The following is a 19,849-nucleotide window of genomic DNA, read 5'->3' on the forward strand; positions in this document are numbered from 1 at the left end:
TGGTGACGTCCCGGTACGACAGTCAGTCCAGGCCGAGGTCGCGGCGGAGCTTGGCGACGTGTCCGGTGGCCTTGACGTTGTAGAGCGCCCGTTCGATCTTGCCGTCGGCGTCGATGACGAAGGTCGAGCGGATCACGCCGGTCACGGTCTTTCCGTACATCTGCTTCTCGCCGTACGCGCCGTAGGCGGTCAGCACCGCCTTGTCCACGTCCGACACCAGCGGGAAGGTGATCGCGTCGCGGTCGCGGAACTTCGCCAGCTTCTCGGGCTTGTCCGGGGAGATGCCGACCACCTCGTAGCCGGCGGTCTGGAGGGAGGCGAGCGAGTCACGGAAGTCGCAGGCCTGCTTGGTGCAGCCGGGGGTCATCGCCGCCGGGTAGGCGTAGAGGACCACCTTGCGGCCTCGCAGGTCGGCCAGGGCGAGCTGGTCACCGGTGTCGGTGGGGAGGGTGAACTCGGGTGCGGGGTCACCGGGGGAGAGGCGGTCGGGCGCGGTCATGGCCCGACGATACCGCCGGGCCGGCCGGTGCCGCCGCAGACGACGCGCCGAGCGGTCGCGGCGGCTGGTCGGCGGCACCCGGTCCGGGGATGGTGATCAAGAACATGCGTTGTTGCCAAGGTATGGCAACAACAGTGATGGGGAAATAGGCTGACTCCCGCCGGCCCGGACGGGTCCGCTGACGCGTGGGAGGTCGCGTGGAAACCCTGGCGATGCACATCTCGAACGGGATCATCGATGGTCCCGTCGCAGCGGTCTTCGCGGCGCTCGCCCTCGCCGCACTCACCGGCTGCGTCCTGCGCGGCCGGCGCGACCTGGACGACCGTCTGGCCCCGATGGCCGGCCTGGTGGCCGCGTTCATCTTCGCCGTCCAGATGCTCAACTTTCCGATCTTCACGGCGGGGGTGAGTGGGCACCTGCTCGGTGGTGCGCTCGCCGCGATGCTGGTCGGCCCGTGGGTCGGCGCGCTCTGCGTGTCGGTGGTGCTGGTCGTGCAGGCGCTGGTCTTCGGCGACGGGGGCGTGGCGATGCTCGGCCTCAACATCACCAACATGGCGCTGCTCGGCACCGCCGCGGCGTACGTGCTGATCGCGGTGCTGCTGCGGGTGCTGCCCCGCACGCCCGCCGGCCTGGCGGTCACCGGGTTCGTCGCCGCGATGCTCAGCGTGGTGGTCGCGTCCCAGGGCTTCGTCCTGCAGTACTGGCTGGGCGGCACCACCGACCTGGGCGGCAACCTGGCCGGGCTGGCCGGCACGATGGCCGGGGTCCACCTGCTGATCGGCATCGGCGAGGGCCTGATCACCGCCACCACCGTGGTCACGGTGGCGAAGGTGCGTCCCGATCTCGTCTACGCGCTGCGCGGGCTGCGGCCCGCCACCGTACCCACCGTTCCTGCCGTCGGAGGTGTCCGATGAAGAACCGCTCCTGGGCCTTCCTGGCCGGTGGCCTGCTGGTCGCCCTGCTGCTGGCGGGGGTGGTGAGCAACTACGCCTCGTCCCACCCGGACGGGCTGGACTCGTCGTTGCTGAAGGGGTGCACCGTCGACGCCGATGACAACATCGTCGGCGGAAGCTGCCCGGCACAGCAGGCCCGGGAGCACGAGCTGGGGGACAGCCCGCTCGCCGACTACGGGGTGCGGGGCGTGGAGAACGGCTTCCTCTCCACCGGTCTCTCCGGGGTGCTCGGCGTGCTGCTCACCTTCGCGGTCGGCGCTGGCGGCTTCTGGCTGCTGCGCCGCCGTGGCGCCACGTCGACCCCGAGCGACACGGCGACGCCCGTCGAGGGCGGGTCGCCGACCGACGCTGACGCGGCGACGTCCGGCGACGCCCGGCGCCGCGCCGGCGCGGCCGGCTGAGTCAGGGGTACGCGGATGGGGGCCGGTCACGGGCACGTGCTGTACCGGGAGTCCGACTCGCCGGTGCACCGGCTTCCGCCCGAGGTCAAGATCGTGGCGATGGTGGTCTTCACGGTCGCCGTGGTGGCCACCCCGCGCGCCGCGTTCTGGGCCTTCGGCGCGTACGCCCTGCTGGTGGCGGCGGTGGCGGCGCTGGCCCGGGTGGGGCCGCGGTGGCTGCTCAGCCGGGCGCTGATCGAGCTGCCGTTCGTGCTGTTCGCCGTCGCGCTGCCGTTCCTCGGTGCCGGCGAGCGGGTCGACGTGCTGGGCCTGCGGCTGTCCGAGGACGGGCTGCACGGCGCGTGGAACATCGTGGCCAAGGGCACCCTGGGCGTCCTCGCCTCGCTGCTGCTCGCCGCGACCACCACCACCCGGGATCTGATCGTCGGGCTGGACCGGTTGCACTGCCCGCAGGTGCTCACCCAGATCGCCACGTTCATGCTGCGCTACCTCGACGTGCTGGTCGGCGAGGCGCGACGGATGCGGGTGGCCCGGATCTCCCGGGGTGACGATCCGCGTTTCCTGTGGCAGCTGCGGGGCTTCGCCGCCGGGATCGGGGCGCTGTTCCTGCGGGCCTTCGAACGCGGCGAGCGGGTCTACCTGGCGATGCTGTCCAGGGGCTACTCGGGGCGGATGCCCGAGGTGTGGCAGGGTGACGGCGCGGCGACCGCCGGCCAGTGGCTGGTCGCGGCGACCGTGCCGGTGGTGGCGGCCTCCATCGCCGCCACCGCCGTCGTGCTGACATGATCGGTGTCGTGCAGACCGCTGTCTCGCTGGACGTTCGTGGCGTTCGGTACGCGTACCCGGACGGGCATGTCGCCCTGCACGGGGTGGACCTGACGGTGCCGCGCGGGGACCGGGTGGCGCTGCTCGGGCCCAATGGCGCCGGTAAGACCACGCTGGTGCTGCACCTCAACGGCATCCTCACCCCGACCGGGGGCAGCGTGAGCGTCGGCGGCCTGACCGTGACGCCGGACCGGGCCACCCTGTCCGAGGTGCGTCGCCGGGTGGGCATCGTCTTTCAGGACCCCGACGACCAGCTCTTCCTGCCCACCGTGGCGGAGGACGTCGCGTTCGGGCCGGCCAACCTGGGCCTGCGCGGGGCGGAGTTGGCCGCCCGGGTGGACGAGGCGCTCGCCGCGGTGGGGATGAGCGAGCACCGGGACCGGGCGCCGCAGCACCTTTCCTTCGGTCAGCGCCGCCGGGTGGCGGTGGCCACCGTGCTCGCCATGCACCCGGAGATCCTGGTGCTGGACGAGCCGTCGTCGAACCTGGACCCGGCGGCACGGCGTGAGCTGGCCGAGATTCTGCGGGAGCTGCCGGTGACGCTGCTGATGGTCACGCACGACCTGCCGTACGCGGCGGAGCTGTGTCAGCGCTCGGTGATCCTGGACGGTGGCCGGATCGTCGCCGATGCCCCCACCCTGGACCTGCTGGCCGACTCCACGCTCCTCGCCCGCCACCGCCTGGAACTCCCGTACGGCTTCGCCCCGCGCCACTGACCGGCGCGGGTCAGGTCCCGGCGGGGGTGGGGGTTCGGGAGGCGGCGTGCAGGCGGAGGACGCCGGCGGCGGTCGCGCCGGCGCCGGTGATCAGCACCAGAGCCACCATGACCCGGGCGACCTCGGCCGGCCAGGGCACTGGCGCGACGGACCGGGCGAACACCGCGGCGTTCGCCACCCCGGCGAAGAGCGCCAGGCAGGCCCCGGCCAGCGCCACCGCGAAGTCGGCGGCCGGGCGGCGGGCCAGCGCGTAGCAACCGGCGGCGATCGCGCCGAGGCCGGTGAGCAGCGACCAGACCTGCCCGGACAGCAGCCCGACCAGCACCCCACCCAGTCCCTGGGCGCCGGCGTCCAGTTCCCGGCCCACCGGGTAGAGCACGGCGACGGCGCCGCCGGCGATCAGCAGCACGCCCAACGCGGTCAGCGCGCGGGCGCCGGCCGGCGCGGCGGCGGCGAGCAGGCCGAGCGCGCCCACCGCGAGCAGGCCCACGATGGTCACCGCCCACCAGGTGTACGCGTCGGGTGGCGGCAGCCAGTCCAGCGTGCCGCGGATCTGTACCGGGTCGGCGCCGTCGTGCAGCGGGATCGTCCAGTCCCGGACGCGGTGCTCGCGGTCCGGCGCGGCGCGTACCGCGTCCGGCGGCGTCGGCTCCCGCCACAGCGCGCGCTGGTCGTGCCAGCGCACCGTGGTCCCGTCGGCGATCCGCCGCCAGGACGGGGCGGCCGCCGGGTCGGCCTCGGCGGGCAGCGCGGTGTCCCCGGCGATGGTGCGGTTCAGGTACGTGGCGGGGGAGCGGGTGTTCTCGAAGACCCCGTCCGGGCCGACCCGCAGGTACGGCTCACCGGAGTAGCCGATCACCTCGATCGGGCGGCCGGTGCGGTTGGTCAGCTCCAGCCGGGCGCCCGCCTCGACCACCCGTACCTCCAGCCCGGGCCGGGCCGGGGTGACGCCGGTGGTCCGGGTGCGGTAGTCGGTGCCGTCCGGGGCGTCGGCGCCGTGCGCGGCGGCGGGTGCCGCGGTGAGCAGGGTGGCCGCGCAGGCGGCGGTGGCGACCAGGCCGGCGCGGGCCAGCAGGGTACGGATCACTTGCCGGCCGCCGCCACGGCCGCGGTGAGGCCCTGCGGGCTGCGGTCGGCGAGCGGCTGACCGTTGACCAGGATGGTCGGTGTGCCGGTGACGTCGCTGCGGCTCGCCTCGTCGGTGACGTGCTCGGTCCACGTCTGGTACGTGCGGTCCTTGACGCAGACACCGAACGAACCCCGGTCGAGCCCCACCCCGGCGCCGATGTCGATCAACTCGTCGTCGGTGAGCCCGGCGCTGCCTTCCGGCGGCTGCCTGTCGAAGAGCGCCTTGGCGTACTCGCGGAACTTGCCGCCGGCCGCGGCGCAGCCGGAGGCGGCCGAGGAGCGGGTGGAGTACTCGGTGGTGGAGAAGCGGTTGAGGTACGCCACCGGGTGGTAGACGACCTTCGCCTTGTTCTCGGCCACCAACTGCTCCAGGGTCGTCCCGCTGGTCTGCTCGAACTGTTTGCAGGCCGGGCAGAGGAAGTCCTCGTAGACGTCGACGGTGACCGGTCCGCCGCCGGTGACGATGCCGGTGCCGTCCGCGTTGGCTCCCGGCGGCGTGGTGAAGTCGTCCGAGCGCTGGCTGGACCAGACGCTCCAGCCGATCAGGCCGGCGATGACCAGCACGGCGACCGCGGCGGCGGAGACCCAGATGGTGCGGCGGCGACGCCGTTCGCGGGCCAGCTGCTGGCGGACCACCCGGGCCGCGTCCCGCTGCCCCTTGCGACTACTCATCCTCGTCCTCCACGGCGGGTTCACCGGACAACCACCCGTCCACCGAGACGGGCGTACGCGGCCAGATCAGTAGAAAACCGGCCAGCACCAAGAATCCCAGGTCGCGCAGGATCTCCGGGAGGTAACTGGGTGCCTGCCCCTCGGCGAGCTGCCCACCGCTGCCGAAGCAGCCGCAGTCGATGGCCAGGCCACGCGCCCAGGCCGAGGCGATCCCCGCGATGAAGACCACCAGCAGCGCGGCCGAGACTCCCGCGCTGAGCCGGGTGGCCAGGCCGAGCAACAGCAGCACGCCCAGCGCCAACTCGACGAAGGGCAGCGCGGCACCGACCACGGTCGCCACGTCGTACGGCAGCACCTGGTAGGCGTTCACGGCCCGGCCGGAGGCGGCCAGGTCGCCGACCTTCGACGCGCCGGCGACCAGCCAGACGGCGGCGAGGCCGAGTCGGGCCGCGACGCCGAGCCAGGGCCGGCCGGCGGCCCAGCGACCGGCGTGGGTGGAAGGTGCTGTCACGGTCATTGGTCGTCCCGTCTCCACCGGAAGTTCCCGGCTCAGCCGGTCAGGGCGTCGCCGACCGCCTCGACCAGCTCGTCGCGGGCCCGGGCGACCCGGGATCGGATGGTGCCCACCGGCACCCCCTCGACGGCGGCGGCCTCGGCGTACGACAGGCCGAGCAGCTGCGTGAGCACGAACGCGGCCCGCCGCTCGGCGCTCAACCGGCGAACCAGGTCGGCGGCGCCGAGCTGCCCGGCCGGGTCCGGGTGCGGCCGGTCGGTGTACGCGTTCGCCGCGAGCCGGTCGTCCAGCCGGCGGCGGCGGATCACCGTGCGCAGGTGGTCGGCGCAGGCCCGCCGGGCGATGCCGAGCAGCCAGGTACGGGCGCTGGAGCGACCCTCGAACGCCGGCAGCGACCGGAACGCCCGCAGGTACGTCTCCTGCGTCAGATCGTCGGCGCTGTCCGGGTCGACCAGGGCGGCGACGAAGCGCCAGACCTCGACCTGGGTCAGCCGGACGAACGCGGCCTGGGCGGTCGGGTCGCCGTCGCGCGCGGTCAACGCCCACTCGGTGGCCGGATCCCGGGCGACGCCACCGGCCGGGTCGGCCGGACCGGCGGCACCGGTGTCACGCGGGACGGGGATCACGACAAACCAGGTTACGCGGCGCCCGGCGCGCCGGCAGAGTCCTTCGACCCCTGGATGTTCTGCGCCACGTCGGGAACTTTTCCCCGCCATGGGCCGACTACCCCGTCATGATTTGCGACCACGTACGCGCGGCGCTGTCGGCGCGCCTGGACGGGGAGGACCCGCAGGCGTCCCCGGCGGCGCTGGACGCGCACACCGCCACCTGCGCCGGCTGCCGCGCCTGGCTGGCCCGCGCCGAGCAGGTGACCCGGCTGGTCCGGGTGCAGCCGGTGGAGGTGCCCGACCTCACCGCGGCGGTGCTGGCCGCGGTCGCCGCCGATCCCGCCCACCGAAGCCCGGCCGCCGTCCGGCGGGCCCGCCGACAGGTGCTGCGGATCGCGGTGGCGGTTGCCGCGGTGGCGCAGTTGGCCATCGCGCTGCCGATCCTGTTCGCCGGGCTCGGCGTGTCGGTGGACCCGCACACCAGCCGGGAGATGGCCTCGTTCGACGTGGCGCTGGCGGTGGGTTTCGCACTGGCCGCCTGGCGGCCCGAGCGGGCCCGGGCCTTCCTTCCGGTGGCCCTGGTGCTGGCGGTCTGCCTGGCCGGCACGAGTGTGGTGGACATCGCCAACTCGACCACCGCGCTGGTGCACGAGGTCGGCCACCTTGCCGCCGTGGTCCAGGCGGGGCTGTTGTGGGCGCTGGGTCGCAGCGGCGGAGAAGACCGGCCGCTCACTCCGACGCTGGCGGCAGGGCGCGGGTGAGCCGCCCGACCGACTCGGGTCGCCGGGATCCACTCCGGTCGGCGAGCATGGCGGGCATGATTGTCGCCCCCCGCCGCTGGCTCGCCCGACTGGCCGCCGTCGCCGGCCTCCTGGTCACCGTCGTCGCCCTGCTGATCGCCCCGGCCACCCCGGCCAGCGCGCACGCCGTGCTGCAGAGCAGCAGCCCGGCCGCCTCGTCGGTGGTGCCGAGCGGGCCGGCCGAGGTGGTCCTCACGTTCAGTGAGTCGGTCCGCAAGGTTCCCGGCAAGATCCGCGTCATCGCACCGGACGGCTCCCGGGCCGACCGGGGTGAGCCGAGCTTCGACGGCGCCGCCGTGACCATCCCGGTCGATCCGGCCGGTGAGCGCGGCACCTACCTGGTCAGCTTCCGGGTGATCTCCGCCGACAGCCACCCGGTCTCCGGCGCGTTCACCTACTCGGTCGGCGCGCCCTCGACACCGCCGGTCGACTCCGGTGACGACAGCCGGGCCAACCCGGTGGTCGGCAACGGGGTGAAGGTGGCCCGTTTCCTCGGGTACGCCGGCCTGGTGCTGCTGGTCGGGCCGGCGCTGGTGCTCGCCGCGCTGTGGCCACGACGGCTGTCCCGGCGGGGACCGGCCCGCCTGGCCTGGACCGGCCTCGGTCTGGTGGCGGTCGCCACCCTCGCCGACCTGTGGCTGCAGGTGCCCTACACCGCTGGCGGCGGCCTCTTCGAGGTGACCGGCGAGGGGTTCGGCAGCGTGTTCGGCAGCGCCTTCGGCGCCGCCCACCTGGTCCGGCTCGGCCTGCTGGCGGCCGCGGCGTTCCTGCTCCGGCCGCTGCTGACCCGGCCGTCCGGGCGCACCGACGGCATCATGCTGGCCGTGCTCGGCGGGGCGGCCCTGCTGACCTGGCCGCTGGCCGGGCACCCGGCGGCCTCCCCGGCCCCGGCGGTCTCCGTGGTGGTCGACGCGGTCCACCTGGGCAGCATGGCCGTCTGGCTGGGTGGCCTGCTGATGCTCGCGGGCTTCCTGCTGCGCCAGGCCGACGAGCGGGAGTTGGGCGCGATCCTGCCGATCTGGTCGCGCTGGGCGGCGCTCGCCGTCTCGGCGTTGCTGTTGGCCGGCACCGTCCAGGCGCTGATCGAGGTGGCCACCTTCGACGCCCTGGTCAACACCACGTACGGGCGGCTGCTGTTGGCCAAGATCGGGCTGTTCGCGCTGGTGATCGCCGTGGCCGCGTACTCCCGGCAGTTGGTGCGCCGGCGCACCGCGGCGCAGCGGCCCGTGCCGGTGCGCCGGGCGGTCCTGGTGGAGCTGGCCGTCACCGTCGTGGTGCTGGGCCTGTCCGCGACCCTGGTGCAGACCACGCCCGCCCGGACCGCCGTGGCCGAGCCGTCCGGCACCCAGGCCGGTCTCTTCTCCACCACCCTGACCAGCCCGCTCTTCACCCTCCAGGTCGAACTGGACCCGGCCGAGCGGGGCAACAACTCGATGCACCTGTACGCGTACGGCAAGGACGACAACCAGCCGCTGCCGGTGGCGGAGTGGCGGGCGACCGCCGCGCTGCCCTCGGCCGGGATCGAGCCGATCGAGGTCCCGTTGCTGCCGCTGACCGACAACCACGCCTACGGGGACGTCAGCCTGCCGGCCGCCGGCGACTGGCAACTGAAGATCACCGTTCGCACGTCCGACATCGACCAGGCCACGGTGACCGCCACCGTGCCCATCCGTTAGAGAGGTTCCCGAAACCCATGACCCGTCTCCGGCGTACCGCCACCGCCGCCACCGCCCTGGCGTTCACCGCCGTCGCGACCGCCGTGCTCGGCTTCGCCGGGCCGGCCTCCGCCCACGTCACGGTGAACCCGAAGGAAGCGACCCAGGGCGGCTACGCCCGGGTGGCCTTCCGCGTGCCCAACGAGAGCGACACCGCGTCGACCACCAAGCTGGAGGTGGTGCTGCCGGAGAACGCTCCGATCGGCTCGGTGTCGACCATGCCGGTGCCCGGCTGGACCCTGGCGGTGGAGAAGCGCAAGGTCGACCCGCCGATCGAGGTGCACGGCAGCCCGATCACCGAGGCGGTGGCCAAGCTCACCTGGACGGCCACCGGCGACGCGGCGGTGAAGCCCGGCCAGTTCCAGGAATTCCCCGTCTCGATGGGTCCGTTGCCGAAGGTCGACTCGATGGTCTTCAAGACCCTGCAGACCTACTCGGACGGCAACGTGGTGCGCTGGATCGACGAGCCGACCCCGGGCGGCGAGGAGCCGGAGCACCCGGCGCCGGTGCTCGCCCTGACCGCCGCGGCGCCCTCGGCGTCCGCCGCGCCGGCCGCGGCAGCCGTCGCGACGACCGACGATGACGACGATGAGGGCGAGGGCACCGCGGTCGGCCTCGGCGTCGCCGGTCTGGTCGCCGGCCTCGCCGGTCTGGTGCTGGGCGGGCTGGCGTTCGCCCGGACCCGTCGGGAGCCGGTCACCAAGTCCTGACCCCACCGCACACCCGCTGGCTCGCCGGGAAATCCGGCGAGCCAGCGTGCTTTACGGGGCCCGGACCGACCGTGCTGCGGATATCCCCTGATCAGACGGTGTACGTCGGTAAGGTCGGCCGGGTATCTGGCTACGGAGGGGGACGGTGCGAATGCGTTTCGTGCGGGGGATCGCCGGAGTGCTGCTGTTGGTCATCGGGATTCCGGCGCTGTTCGCCGGTGGCGCGCTCTGGCTCGTGACCCGGCACGCCGACCCCGGTGGGACCTTCGCCGCCCGGTTCGAGACGGTCCGCACGCCCGGCCACGCGGTCGTGGTCACCGACCTCGACCGGCTGCTGCGTCAGGAGGCGCCGTTCGCGCGTACCGCGCAGACCCGGCTGCAGTTGGACGCCCGCACGCCGGACGGCCCGGCCTTCCTGGGGCTGGCGCCCACCGCCGAGGTACGCCGCTGGCTGGAGCCGGTGCCGCACGCCTCGGTCCGGCGGGTGGCGCTGGCGCGGGGTCCGCTGCCCGTCCGGCTCGACCCGGCCGGCCCGGCCGCCGACACCCCGAGCACCGCCGTGCCGGTCACCCCCCTTGGTCGCCCGTTCTGGGTCCGGGAGGGGATCGGCTCGCTGGAGTGGAGTGCCGACGACCTGGCGGGCGAGCCGATGAGCCTGGTGGTGATGCGGCCGGACGGCGGTCGCGACCTGGCCCTGGATCTGCGCGCCGAGTTGCGGGCCGGCTGGACCACCCCGGCCACGTTGGGACTGCTGGCGGTCGGGGTGCTGCTGGTGGTGGGCGCGGCGGTGCTCCTGCTGCGCACGCCGCGCCCGCGTGAGGTGGTCTTCGTGGTCGAGCCGGACCAGGTGCCGGTGCTCGCCGGCCGGCTCGGAGTCAGTTCGTTGAGTGGGCTGGGCGCCCCGTCCGTCGGGGACGCCGGAGGGGCGCGGTCGCTGCCGGCCGGACGGCAGCTCACCCCGGTCGGCTCCGGTGCGGGTGAGCGGCCCCGGCCGGCGATCGGCGCCGAACCGGCCCGGCCGAGCACCCTCGCCGACCTGGAGGCGCCGGCCCGGCTGCCCCGTCCGCCGGAGGTGGCGTTGAGCCTGGCCTGGCCACCGGCCACGCCGGGGCCGACGGCCCGGCCGGTGGCGGTGGACGAAACGGCGAGTGGCCCACCGCGCTGCCGACGCGGAGGGCCACCCTCACCGGGGGATCGGTGCTACCCGAGCGACGCTTGAGGTAGGTGAGACCAGATTAGCGCCGATCGTCGCTACTGGGGAGATCCGTCCATTTGGTGCGACTTTTCCACCTGGCGCCTCGGCCGGACCGGCAGGGTCGCCAGCAACAGCAGACTGAGCAGCACATAGCCGTTGCGCAGCAGGAAGTCCACCGGGTCGTCGGTGCGGACCGGAGCCACGCCCCAGTCGTGGAACGACACCACGCCGTAGATGATCACGGCCGTGGTGCCCACCGCGAACCCGGCCAGCCACCGTCGCCGGCGCACCTCGTCCGACCGGTCCGCGCGCAGCGCCGCGTCCGCGAGCAGAACCACCGCCGGCACGAACCAGTAGATGTGGTGGGTCCAGGTGATCGGGCTGACCAGTGCGCCGACCAGGCCGGTCAGGGTGAGGCCGGTCAACACGTCGCCCGCCCGGGCGGCACGGACCGCCCGCCACAGCCCGTAGCCGGCCACCACGGCGACCACCAGCAGCCAGAGCAGCCGGTCCGGCTTCTCCGGAGCGCTGAACCGGCTGAGCAGGCCGAACAGCGACTGGTTACCCGTGTAGTCGGTACGGCCGACCCGGTCGTTGTCCCACAGCTCCTGCGTCCAGAAACGCCACGAGTCGCCGGGCGCGATCGCCGCCGCGAGCAGGGTCGCCGCCGCCGCGGTCGCGCTCGCCACCGCCGCGGCCCGCCACCGCCGGGTGGCCAGCAGGTACACGATGAAGATGCCCGGGAAGAGCTTGAGCGCCGTCGCCAGCCCGATGCCGACCCCGGCCCAGCGCCGCGCCTGCGGCACGGCGAACAGCAGGTCGGTGAGGATCAGCACGACCAGCAGCATGTTGATCTGCCCGAAGGTGATCGTCTCGCGGGTGCTCTCCACCGCCAGCACCAGGAGCACGGCGACGGTCAGCGTGAAGGTCCGGGGCAGGTTGTGCCGGGCGATCACCGGCGTCATCAGCCACCGGGTGGTCACCACCACGGCCAGCAGGGTGAGCACCGTGAAGATCGTCACGGTGGCGCCCAGCCGGATCAGGCCGAACGGCCAGAGCAGCAGCGCGCTGAACGGCGGGTAGGTGAAGTACAGCTCGCCCTGCACCCGGTCCGGCTGGACGTAGTCGTAGAGCGGGTTGCCCGCGGTCCACCAGTCCATAGCGGACATGTAGATCTTGAGGTCGAAGAAGTTGTGCACCAGGCCGGGCAGGTAGAGCGCCGGAAGTACGGCGACCAGCGCCACCACCGCGACGAGTCGGCGGACCGTCCGGCCGCCGGGGTCCTCGTCGGTGACGGCGGGCGGTGCGACGGGTTCGGCTGGCACCCCGAAACCCTAGCGGGCTGCTCGGTCGAGAGCGCGCAGCCGCGGGTCGTGGGCGGCGCGTAGGCTGTCCCGGTGGCTGATCTCCTCGTCTGGATCGACTGTGAGATGACCGGTTTGGACCTCGGCAGGGACAAGCTGATCGAGGTTGCGGCACTGGTCACCGATCCTGACCTCAATGTGCTGGGTGACGGCGTCGACGTGGTGATCCACGCCGATGAGGCCGCGCTGGAGGCGATGCCGGAGATCGTCCGGACGATGCACGCCAAGTCGGGCCTCACCGAGGAGGTGCGCCGATCGGCGGTGACCCTGGCCGAGGCCGAGGACCGGGTGCTCGAGTACGTCAGCGGCTTCGTCAAGGATCCGCGTACCGCGCCGCTCTGTGGCAACTCGATCGCCACCGACCGGGGCTTCATCGCGCGGGACATGCCTCGCCTCGACTCGCACCTGCACTATCGGATGATCGACGTGTCGTCGATCAAGGAGCTGTGCCGCCGCTGGTACCCCCGCGTGTACTTCGGTCAGCCGCAGAAGGGCCTGGCGCACCGCGCGCTGGCCGACATCCGGGAGAGCATCCGGGAGTTGGAGTACTACCGGCGGACCATCTTCGTCCCGCTGCCCGGTCCGGACGTGGAGACCGCCAAAGGCATCGCCGCCGACCTCTGACCCACCGCGAAGGAAGGGCACCTTGTTAACGCCTGGTGCATAGGAAGGGGCCCTTCCTGACCTCGGGAGCGGCGTTGGCGGGTGTCGCCGGGCGGAGCCGGCAACCCGCTGGACGGCGTCCGCCGTGGTGTGGCTATTATTGGTCCGCACCCCGCCCGGAGCGATCGACCGGGCGATGGCGGCATGGTGGCTGTAGCTCAGTTGGCAGAGCACCGGGTTGTGGTCCCGGTTGTCGTGGGTTCAATTCCCATCAGTCACCCAGCTAGTGGATCTCAGGCCCCCTCCGGCGAGGGGGCCTGAGCCGTTTGCGGGATCGAAGATCACAGGGTCGCGGGTGGAGTGACCACACACGAAAGCCCCCTCCGCGGAGGGGGCTTTCGTCGTTTCGGCTGCCTCAGGCGGTCGGCGTCGGCGTCGGGGTGCCGGCGTCCGGGGTCGGCGAGGTGTCCGGGTCGGCGGGCGGCTCGTACGGCAGCGCGCTGCCCTTGACGTACTCGTCCCAGCTCATGTTCCAGTCGGTCCAGCCGTTGCCGTTCTGGAGCTTGCGTTCGGTGCCCTTGACGGTGATCGGATCGCCGATCTGGGTGTTCTTGAACAGCCACTCGCCGTTGGCCATCGACACGTTCACGCAGCCGTGTGACACGTTCGTGCTGCCCTGCTGGCCTTCGGACCAGGGTGCGGCGTGGATGAACTCCCCGCCCCAGGTGAGCCGCTGGGCGAAGTCAATCTTGGTGCGGTAGCCCTCCTCGGGGCCCAGCTCCTCCATGGTGTCGAAGACCGTCTTGCGCAGCTTCTCGATCACCACCATGGTGCCGCTGGACGACGGGGTGCTCTTCTTACCCAGGCTCACCGGGATGGTCTTCACCGCGGCACCGTTCCGGGTCACCGTCATCCGCTTGGTCTTGTTGTCCACCGTCATGACCACCGCTGCGCCGATCTTGATGTCCACGGTGAGGTCGGCGCGGCCGTACCAGCCGTCACCCATCGGCAGGCCGCCGGCCTGGACCCGGTAGGAGACCTTGCTGTTGGCCTTCCAGAACTCCTTCGGCCGGTACCGGATCTCGGTGGGGCTGACCCAGTGCCAGATGCCCCCCTGCGCGGGCGTCGAGGTCACCGTCATCCGGCGCTGCACGTCGTCGCGGTAGTCCTCCGGGATGGCCCGGCTGAACTTCACGATCAGCGGCATCCCGACCCCGACCACCTGGTTGTCGCCGAGGAAGCTGCTCACCCGCACCTGATTGCCCGGCTTCGCCATGGTGGTAAAGGTGCTGGTGGCGGTGGCCGGACGGCCGTCGTCACCGGTGGCGGTCACCGTGGCGGTGTAGCGGGTGCCGTACTCCAGCGCCCCGGCCGGCAGCCAGGTCTTGCCGTCCGCGGTGAGGGTGCCCTCGACCGCCTTGTCGGCCGCGTCCTTGAGCTCGACGGCGGTCTCGACGGCGTCCTTCGTGGTGAAGGTGATGCCGGTGGATGCTGGCACGTCCTTGGCGTCGGTCGCCGGTTCGCTGATGGTCGCCGTCGCCTTCGGCGCCGGACTCTCGCTGCCGCCCTGCCACGAGGACGGCTTACCGCCGTCGCCGTCCGTGCAGGCGGAGGTGAAGGCCAGCGCCACGGCGAGAAGCGCCGCCGCGAACACGCGGCGTCGCCCACCGGGCCGGATCAGCTGGTCCTGGCTAGCTCGCATGATTCCCTCACAGTCGTGGTCCCTGACCCATCGTCTCCTACTGACGCACCAGGACTGGCCCCGGTTGCAGAGGGTGAACCGGAACACGCCGAGGATGATGCCGGATTTTTGTTAAGATCCGGCGTTTCGTGAGCCTGACTCGTCTCCGTGCCGGGACTGAGGGGTCGCCGCGGGCGCCGTCGCGTCGCGGGCAGTGCAAAGGGTACGCGCCGGCCCGTGCGGTCGCACGGGCCGGCGTCAGACGGGAGTACGGCTCAGAGCGCCGGGCCGGACCCACCCGCGGGCACCGGCAGCGCACTGCCCTTGACGAATTCCGACCAGCTCAGGCTCCACGCCGTCCAGCCGTTGCCGGCGGCGAGCCTGCGCTCGGTCCCCTTCACCGTGATCGGGTCACCGATCCGCGTCTTGTTGAACAGCCACCTGGCGTTCGCCATGGACACGTTCACGCAGCCGTGCGAGACGTTCCGCCGCCCCTGCACGTGCTCCGACCAGGGCGCGGCGTGGATGTACTCGCCACCCCAGGTGATTCGCTGGGCGAACTCGATGTCGGTGACGTAGCGGTTGGCCGGGTCCGGGTCGTCGCGGGTGTCGAAGGTCGTGGCCTCCTTCTTCTCCATCACGACCATCGTGCCGCTGGACGACGGGGTGCTTTTTTTGCCCAGGCTCACCGGCACGGTGCGGACCAGCGCGCCGTTCTCGTACACCGTCATCTTCTTGGTGGCGTTGTCGACCTTCATCACGAACGACCGGCCGATCTTGGCGGTGGCCTTGCGGTCGACGTCGCCGTAGCGGCCGTTGCTCAACGGCACCCCGGCCAGGGCGATCCGTACGGTGAGGGTGGTGCCCGGCTGCCAGTACTCCGGCGCCCGGTAGTAGGCCTGCGTGCCGTTGTCGACCCAGTGCCACGCGCCCGGCTGCGGCGGGTCGGTGCGGACGAACATCCGCTTCTGCACCGCCGCCCGGTCCTTTTTCGGGATGCCCGGGTGGAACTCGGTGACCACCGGCATGGCCACCCCGTAGCTCTTGTCGTCGAAGAGGTAGAGGCCGGACCCGATGGTCGACCTGGGCTTGGCCATCGTGGTGAAGCTGCTCGTGCCCTGGCTGCTCGTCCCGTCGGCTCCGGTCGCCGTCACCGTGGCGGTGTAGCGGGTGCCGTACTTCAGCGGGGCGGACGGCACCCAGGCGGAGCCGTCGGTGCGCAGCGTGCCCGCGACCGCGCCGCCGCCCGCGGCGGTCAGGGTGACCGTGGACACCTTCGCGCCGTCCGGGAGCTTCGCGCTGATCTCCGTACTCACGGGCTTGTTCTTCGTGCCGTCGCCCGGGCTCAGCGTGAACGCGGGCACGCTCGGCGCGGCCGACGTCGTCGGCTCCGCCGTGCCAGGCTCGGCACTCGCGCTCGGCCCGGTCCCGCCGACGAATTCCGGCTTCTTCTGCTCGTCGCCGCATGCGGTCAGTGCCAGCGACGCCACCAGGGTCAGAGCGCCCACCACCGCCCCGGCTCGCGTGAACCGTGCCATCCCCACCTCTGTTCTCGCGTACCTGGCGGACATCGTGCCGTATCACCACGTCGACGCACGCCCCCGTCGCGGACGGGGTGGCCGATTTGAACCCTTCTGCCCGGTAAGCTCGACCGAAGGGGGGACCCGGGTAACCGGATTGGAGCCCGGCTCGGCGGGGTGCTAATGTTCTCTCCGTTGCCGACGAGCGCCGCTAGCTCAACTGGCAGAGCAGCGGACTCTTAATCCGCGGGTTCGGGGTTCGAGTCCCTGGCGGCGCACCAACGATCAAGGTCCTGACCTGGTGGTTCACACTGGGGCAGGGCCTTTTTCGTGTCTGCTGGCGGGCGGCGGTGGCTCGGTGGGTGCTCGGGAGCCGATGGACCGGGGCGGCGTCGGTGGGACGCGGCGGGGTGCTCCGGGACGCCGGTTGGTGGCTGCCGGCGGGGGATGGTCGGGCGGCCTGGGGTTGCGGCTGTCGGTGGTTCCGGATCGGTTCGGTGGGCGGTTCTCGCATGGGCTCGGAGCCGAGGCCCGGTTATCTTGGCGGAACGCGGTATGCCGGTTCTGTGGCTTCCGTCGTCAACTTTTCGGCTGATTCAGTGAACAGTGATCATGGAAAACGTCTCACAAACCCCGTTTTGAGGGTGCGGGAGTTCCCTCGGGGGTCACCGCGGCACCCGGATCGCCGGGATGGTGCGGCGTCGACGGGGTGGGGGATCATCGATGGGTGGCCGGAGGTCGTGAGCTAACCCCGCGCCGGTGGCGGATCCTGTCGTTCCTGGCATTGCACGGCTGGGCCACCACGAGCGACATCGCGGTGGCGGCGGGGGTGCCGCGGTTGACCGCGCACCGGGACCTCACCTGGTTGCACACCGTGGGCCTGGTGGGCCGGGAGCGGTCGGCGGAGGACCGGGCGCACGCCTGGTGGTACAGGATCACCGGGGAGGGGACCGAACTGCTGGATCGTGAACTCGTCTTGTCGGGGCGGCCGGTGCCGTTACGTCTGGGCCAGCGGGACTGGGGTGCGGCGCACTACCTGCTGTTCCTGCCGCTGCTCGCGGTGTCACGCCAGGATCCCGCCCGGTGTGGGCTGTTCCAGTGGTTGACGACGTTGGACACGTCGGTGTGGCTGCGGGAGCGGGGCCTGGCACATCTGCGTGCTGACGGGTACGGCGTGTGGCTGCAGGACGGCCGTTGTCTGCGATTCCTGGTGCACGTCGATCCCGGCCCGATTGGTGAGGTGATCGCCGAACGAGAGCGGTCAACTGTCGGGCTCGGTGCTGTTCTGGCTGGCTATCGGCGCACCGACCCGGTCTTGCCGGTCGGCGTAGTGCTGGTCATCGCTCGGACGCGGCCCGGGAGGCCAACCTGGTCGCTGATCTGGTGAGCCGGCCGTTGCGGGCGCCGATCGCGAGCGCCACCGTCGACCTACTGCACTACCATGGGCCGCACGAGCAGGTGTGGAGGATCCCGGCGGCGGGCACCGCACGCCATCGACTGATCGACTTCCCTCCTTCAGCCGGAGCGATCCCCGATGATTCGAAGGTAGCCGGGCCGTAGTAAGCGAATGCGTGGGAGCCGCCATGGGTCGGGCATCCTGAGGAGCAAGCAACGGCCGTACGGAGTATCGCCTCTGGCGATGAGAGTTCAGCCTTCTCATACCGGATAATGGGCTCGTTGCTAGCGGTAATTCGGTGGATCCGCACAGACATGGACTTCCCTAAGGTGCGCCTATGGCTCGCGACTACACGTCCGACGGCACCTACTGGACCGTCCGCAAGGTCGGCAAGGTCTACTGGGTCGTCCGCATCGACAACAACAACAGCGACTACCGCTGGGCCGAGATCTGGGGCGGCTACTACCGCGCCGGTGCAGCTGGCGGCGCTGCAGCCGAACTTGCCTACAACCAGGGCAAGCGGGATGTGGCGCAGCAGCTGAGGGAAAGCCTGCACGGGGCGCTCGACTCGGTCGGCCTGGGAGCGCCGAAACCGGCACCGGTACAGCCGGATGCAGCGAAGATTGTGGCCGGTGACGATGAGGACCCGGACGAAGAGTAGGCAGCTCCGCCTGGTTCCAAGCTGTGGGTGCAAAACCGTGAGGTAACGACCCATCCTGCGTGTCGTTGTCTTGATGGTCGATGCCGTGGCGCTATGGTCTGTGCGCCCGAATGGTGTCGCGTGCCGCCCCAATCCAGCCCGCAAGTCCGACGGCGGAAGGCTGCTGACCTGCGGAACTTCATTCGGGCGATGTTGTAAGTGGCCCCTGATGCTGGATAGCGGCAGGGCATCCGGAACAGCAGGGGGTAGCCCGGTGACGGAGGAAGCTGTGGACGTGCTCGCGCTCGCGTACGCCCAACGGCAGCTGATCGTCGTGCAGCGTGACGAGGAGATCCTGGCTCACCGCCAGCGGCCTGACGCTGCCTCCGGACCGGACCAGACCGCCGTCGAGACCAGCGGCAGGAATTCAAAGACGGACTTCTTTCCTCTTCACCTCTTCCTGACCCGCCCGGCGGTAGCTCTGGCGGTCGCCGGTGCAGCGGTCGCGGTTGGTGCAGCGGTGGCGTTGAAGCAGTCGTCGTCGCCAGGTCCCCGTGCGGGGCAAGTGCTTCGGCTGCGCACAGCAGAGATCGCTGGCCTGCAACTGCCGCTCGGGCATCCGCTGTTCGACACGGTCTACGTCGGGCACCCGGCCCGGCCTGCTGCCTATTACCCGCTCGCTGATTTTCACCGGCGGGCCTTTGAACACAAGTTCAGTGAGGCTTTGCGGCTGGTGACCAGCCTTGGTGCGACCTCCATCAAAGTTTCCGCAGTGCAGGGATGGGGACGAGAGTTCTCCGCCGGCCTTCGCCTGGGTTTGCCGGCTGCGGACGGCGTCGATGCCAAGGTAGCGAACCAGGAGTCTCGCAATCGCGAGTTCCTGTACTCGGCCGAGCTCGACGGGTCCGCCGAACCAGTCATCCCGCCGGATCTGGTCTGGTTCCCGCACGAGGACGCCTGGCAGGAGATCGCCCGGCAGCGGATCAAGCACGGGCTGCGGTCGTTCGAGCTGCAGGTGACCTATAAGGACGACTTCTCGGTGACCAGCGAGCTGGCCGCTGACGTGTCGAAGGCGAACTTCAAGCTCGGCGGCGAGTTTCAGCGACAGCAGTCAACCATCTGGGCGATCAACGGGACGTTCGCGCATTGAGTGGGTGTCTTAGAGGGTGTACTTCGGGCTTGTCATCGTTGCTGGCGGCGGGGCTAGTTCACCACGGGTGGGACGGCGCAGCATCTGATGCTGGGCGGTCGCTCTCGTTCGGGCGCGCAGGCCACCACCTCGTCTGGAGTGATTGCGAAGTCGACGCTGAAGTCATGGCCCGCGCGGGGTAGCTTCTCGTCAAGAAGCTGGGTCTGGTGGATCGTGGTGGCGATGGCGGTGTGCGTGGTGACGAGTCCAGCCTCGGCGAGGAGGGCGATCTCCAGGTCGGAGTAGCCGGCGCCCTTGCCGACTCGTACGCCGCCCCGCCGGCTGACAGCGACGCTGCCGCACACGATCAGGTCAACCGGTCGCATCTCGTCGGGGCCGACTGTCGGGGCGATCTCCAGCGCGCCGGTGCTCGTGGCGGCAGTCTCAAACGAGACCGTCAGAACCGTCGGGTCGAGCAGGTAGAAGGGTTTGGGTGTGGCGAGTCGCGGTACCGCCATGTAGAGCAGCTTGCCCTCTTGAAGGGCGCGTACCCGGACGGGCAGTTGGGCGCGGTCGGGGTTGCACTTGATGACCCGCGCCTGCTTCCAGACATCCAACTCGGCGAGTCGGGCTGCGGCATCTTCCTTGCCGGCGAAGTCGGGGATGTGGCCGTGGACGCCAGGTGGAGCGGCGCCTTCGCGTTCGAGTAGGTCCCAGACGTGTTGCCGAACGGCGTGCTTGGCCTGGCCGATGTCATCGAGTCTGGTCACGTTGGTGCTC

General features: G+C 71.4%; 21 protein-coding genes and 2 tRNA genes. 14 read left to right on the forward strand and 9 right to left on the reverse strand.

The window, feature by feature from the left end:
* Positions 1 to 22 precede the first annotated feature (22 nt).
* Positions 23 to 499: a thioredoxin-dependent thiol peroxidase gene (gene bcp / locus KBX63_RS00535; RefSeq protein ID WP_210906705.1), complete on the reverse strand. Its 477-nt coding sequence runs from the start codon at positions 497 to 499 to the stop codon at positions 23 to 25.
* Between the two features lie 197 nt (positions 500 to 696).
* Between bcp and KBX63_RS00540 the strand changes: the two genes are divergently transcribed.
* From KBX63_RS00540 to KBX63_RS00555, 4 genes are read left to right on the forward strand one after another with little or no spacing between them, the layout of a single operon-like run.
* Positions 697 to 1,413 carry an energy-coupling factor ABC transporter permease gene (locus KBX63_RS00540; protein WP_210906707.1) on the forward strand — a complete coding sequence of 239 codons (717 nt, stop codon included), beginning with the start codon at positions 697 to 699 and terminating at the stop codon, positions 1,411 to 1,413.
* Complete coding sequence (locus tag KBX63_RS00545) at positions 1,410 to 1,853, forward strand: PDGLE domain-containing protein (RefSeq protein ID WP_210906709.1); 444 nt, start codon at positions 1,410 to 1,412, stop codon at positions 1,851 to 1,853. The genes KBX63_RS00540 and KBX63_RS00545 overlap by 4 nt, the downstream gene beginning before the upstream one ends.
* Positions 1,854 to 1,868: 15 nt before the next feature.
* Positions 1,869 to 2,639, forward strand: coding sequence for a cobalt ECF transporter T component CbiQ (cbiQ, locus tag KBX63_RS00550; protein ID WP_074317458.1), 771 nt, complete (start codon positions 1,869 to 1,871; stop codon positions 2,637 to 2,639).
* Entirely contained in the window at positions 2,636 to 3,394 is a 759-nt protein-coding gene (locus tag KBX63_RS00555; RefSeq protein WP_210906711.1) for an energy-coupling factor ABC transporter ATP-binding protein, read from the forward strand. The genes cbiQ and KBX63_RS00555 overlap by 4 nt, the downstream gene beginning before the upstream one ends.
* A 10-nt stretch (positions 3,395 to 3,404) precedes the next feature.
* Here KBX63_RS00555 and KBX63_RS00560 read toward each other — a convergent pair whose 3' ends face one another.
* Genes KBX63_RS00560 through KBX63_RS00575 form a run of 4 tightly spaced genes read right to left on the reverse strand, consistent with a single transcriptional unit; the run spans position 3,405 to position 6,334 of the window.
* Positions 3,405 to 4,481, reverse strand: a complete 1,077-nt coding sequence (locus KBX63_RS00560) for a hypothetical protein (RefSeq protein ID WP_210906713.1) — start codon at positions 4,479 to 4,481, stop codon at positions 3,405 to 3,407.
* Entirely contained in the window at positions 4,478 to 5,194 is a 717-nt protein-coding gene (locus tag KBX63_RS00565; RefSeq protein ID WP_210906715.1) for a thioredoxin domain-containing protein, read from the reverse strand. The genes KBX63_RS00560 and KBX63_RS00565 overlap by 4 nt, the downstream gene beginning before the upstream one ends.
* Positions 5,187 to 5,711, reverse strand: coding sequence for a MauE/DoxX family redox-associated membrane protein (locus KBX63_RS00570; RefSeq protein ID WP_210906717.1), 525 nt, complete (start codon positions 5,709 to 5,711; stop codon positions 5,187 to 5,189). Before KBX63_RS00570 ends, KBX63_RS00565 begins: the two co-directional genes overlap by 8 nt.
* A 32-nt stretch (positions 5,712 to 5,743) precedes the next feature.
* Entirely contained in the window at positions 5,744 to 6,334 is a 591-nt protein-coding gene (locus KBX63_RS00575; protein WP_210906719.1) for a sigma-70 family RNA polymerase sigma factor, read from the reverse strand.
* A gap of 107 nt (positions 6,335 to 6,441) precedes the next feature.
* Here KBX63_RS00575 and KBX63_RS00580 point away from each other — a divergent pair, with 107 nt between their 5' ends.
* The 4 genes from KBX63_RS00580 to KBX63_RS36620 all read left to right on the forward strand — a co-directional run bounded on the left by KBX63_RS00580 (position 6,442) and on the right by KBX63_RS36620 (position 10,760).
* A complete protein-coding gene (locus tag KBX63_RS00580; RefSeq protein ID WP_210906721.1) occupies positions 6,442 to 7,077 on the forward strand; it encodes a zf-HC2 domain-containing protein in 636 nt (211 codons plus the stop codon).
* A gap of 47 nt (positions 7,078 to 7,124) precedes the next feature.
* Positions 7,125 to 8,792 (forward strand): copper resistance CopC/CopD family protein, encoded by a 1,668-nt coding sequence (locus KBX63_RS00585; protein ID WP_210906723.1) that lies wholly within the window; start codon positions 7,125 to 7,127, stop codon positions 8,790 to 8,792.
* 17 nt (positions 8,793 to 8,809) lie between these two features.
* On the forward strand, positions 8,810 to 9,541 hold the full coding sequence (locus tag KBX63_RS00590) for a YcnI family protein (protein WP_210906725.1): 732 nt from the start codon (positions 8,810 to 8,812) through the stop codon (positions 9,539 to 9,541).
* A 151-nt stretch (positions 9,542 to 9,692) separates the two neighbouring features.
* Positions 9,693 to 10,760, forward strand: a complete 1,068-nt coding sequence (locus KBX63_RS36620) for a hypothetical protein (protein ID WP_374102175.1) — start codon at positions 9,693 to 9,695, stop codon at positions 10,758 to 10,760.
* A gap of 32 nt (positions 10,761 to 10,792) precedes the next feature.
* Here KBX63_RS36620 and KBX63_RS00600 read toward each other — a convergent pair whose 3' ends face one another.
* Positions 10,793 to 12,061, reverse strand: coding sequence for a glycosyltransferase family 87 protein (locus KBX63_RS00600; protein ID WP_210906727.1), 1,269 nt, complete (start codon positions 12,059 to 12,061; stop codon positions 10,793 to 10,795).
* Positions 12,062 to 12,133: 72 nt separating this feature from the next.
* On the opposite strand from KBX63_RS00600, the gene orn reads away from it, so the two are divergent.
* Together orn and KBX63_RS00610 are read left to right on the forward strand one after the other, a co-directional pair.
* Positions 12,134 to 12,724, forward strand: coding sequence for an oligoribonuclease (gene orn, locus KBX63_RS00605; RefSeq protein ID WP_210906729.1), 591 nt, complete (start codon positions 12,134 to 12,136; stop codon positions 12,722 to 12,724).
* A 186-nt stretch (positions 12,725 to 12,910) separates the two neighbouring features.
* Positions 12,911 to 12,983: transfer RNA gene (locus tag KBX63_RS00610), tRNA-His, on the forward strand.
* 135 nt (positions 12,984 to 13,118) lie between these two features.
* On the opposite strand, the gene KBX63_RS00615 is transcribed toward KBX63_RS00610, so the two are convergent.
* Both KBX63_RS00615 and KBX63_RS00620 read right to left on the reverse strand, forming a co-directional pair.
* On the reverse strand, positions 13,119 to 14,405 hold the full coding sequence (locus KBX63_RS00615; protein WP_210906731.1) for an Ig-like domain-containing protein: 1,287 nt from the start codon (positions 14,403 to 14,405) through the stop codon (positions 13,119 to 13,121).
* Between the two features lie 254 nt (positions 14,406 to 14,659).
* Complete coding sequence (locus tag KBX63_RS00620; RefSeq protein WP_210906732.1) at positions 14,660 to 15,922, reverse strand: Ig-like domain-containing protein; 1,263 nt, start codon at positions 15,920 to 15,922, stop codon at positions 14,660 to 14,662.
* 187 nt (positions 15,923 to 16,109) lie between these two features.
* Here KBX63_RS00620 and KBX63_RS00625 point away from each other — a divergent pair.
* The 4 genes from KBX63_RS00625 to KBX63_RS00645 all read left to right on the forward strand — a co-directional run bounded on the left by KBX63_RS00625 (position 16,110) and on the right by KBX63_RS00645 (position 19,090).
* Positions 16,110 to 16,185 (forward strand) — tRNA-Lys (locus tag KBX63_RS00625).
* 446 nt (positions 16,186 to 16,631) lie between these two features.
* Positions 16,632 to 17,291 (forward strand): hypothetical protein, encoded by a 660-nt coding sequence (locus tag KBX63_RS00630; RefSeq protein WP_247661426.1) that lies wholly within the window; start codon positions 16,632 to 16,634, stop codon positions 17,289 to 17,291.
* A gap of 346 nt (positions 17,292 to 17,637) precedes the next feature.
* The gene (locus KBX63_RS00640) at positions 17,638 to 17,961 is read left to right on the forward strand and encodes a hypothetical protein (RefSeq protein ID WP_210906734.1); all 324 of its coding nucleotides are present in this window, start codon (positions 17,638 to 17,640) and stop codon (positions 17,959 to 17,961) included.
* A gap of 268 nt (positions 17,962 to 18,229) precedes the next feature.
* Positions 18,230 to 19,090 (forward strand): hypothetical protein, encoded by an 861-nt coding sequence (locus KBX63_RS00645; RefSeq protein ID WP_210906736.1) that lies wholly within the window; start codon positions 18,230 to 18,232, stop codon positions 19,088 to 19,090.
* 53 nt (positions 19,091 to 19,143) lie between these two features.
* Here the strand turns inward: KBX63_RS00645 and KBX63_RS00650 are convergent, their stop codons facing one another.
* Complete coding sequence (locus KBX63_RS00650; RefSeq protein WP_210906737.1) at positions 19,144 to 19,839, reverse strand: 5-formyltetrahydrofolate cyclo-ligase; 696 nt, start codon at positions 19,837 to 19,839, stop codon at positions 19,144 to 19,146.
* Between the last annotated feature and the right edge of the window lie 10 nt (positions 19,840 to 19,849).

It is taken from the genome of Micromonospora sp. U21 (genome assembly GCF_018070045.1).
Taxonomy (GTDB): Bacteria; Actinomycetota; Actinomycetes; order Mycobacteriales; family Micromonosporaceae; genus Micromonospora.

Coding starts and splice junctions, on each gene's coding strand:
- bcp (WP_210906705.1), bottom strand. CDS start 499: ATGACCGCGCCCGACCGCCTCTCCCCCGGTGACCCCGCACCCGAGTTC.
- KBX63_RS00545 (WP_210906709.1), top strand. CDS start 1,410: ATGAAGAACCGCTCCTGGGCCTTCCTGGCCGGTGGCCTGCTGGTCGCC.
- cbiQ (WP_074317458.1), top strand. CDS start 1,869: ATGGGGGCCGGTCACGGGCACGTGCTGTACCGGGAGTCCGACTCGCCG.
- KBX63_RS00555 (WP_210906711.1), top strand. CDS start 2,636: ATGATCGGTGTCGTGCAGACCGCTGTCTCGCTGGACGTTCGTGGCGTT.
- KBX63_RS00565 (WP_210906715.1), bottom strand. CDS start 5,194: ATGAGTAGTCGCAAGGGGCAGCGGGACGCGGCCCGGGTGGTCCGCCAG.
- KBX63_RS00570 (WP_210906717.1), bottom strand. CDS start 5,711: ATGACCGTGACAGCACCTTCCACCCACGCCGGTCGCTGGGCCGCCGGC.
- KBX63_RS00580 (WP_210906721.1), top strand. CDS start 6,442: ATGATTTGCGACCACGTACGCGCGGCGCTGTCGGCGCGCCTGGACGGG.
- KBX63_RS00585 (WP_210906723.1), top strand. CDS start 7,125: ATGGCGGGCATGATTGTCGCCCCCCGCCGCTGGCTCGCCCGACTGGCC.
- KBX63_RS00590 (WP_210906725.1), top strand. CDS start 8,810: ATGACCCGTCTCCGGCGTACCGCCACCGCCGCCACCGCCCTGGCGTTC.
- KBX63_RS36620 (WP_374102175.1), top strand. CDS start 9,693: ATGCGTTTCGTGCGGGGGATCGCCGGAGTGCTGCTGTTGGTCATCGGG.
- KBX63_RS00615 (WP_210906731.1), bottom strand. CDS start 14,405: ATGCGAGCTAGCCAGGACCAGCTGATCCGGCCCGGTGGGCGACGCCGC.
- KBX63_RS00620 (WP_210906732.1), bottom strand. CDS start 15,922: ATGGCACGGTTCACGCGAGCCGGGGCGGTGGTGGGCGCTCTGACCCTG.
- KBX63_RS00640 (WP_210906734.1), top strand. CDS start 17,638: ATGGCTCGCGACTACACGTCCGACGGCACCTACTGGACCGTCCGCAAG.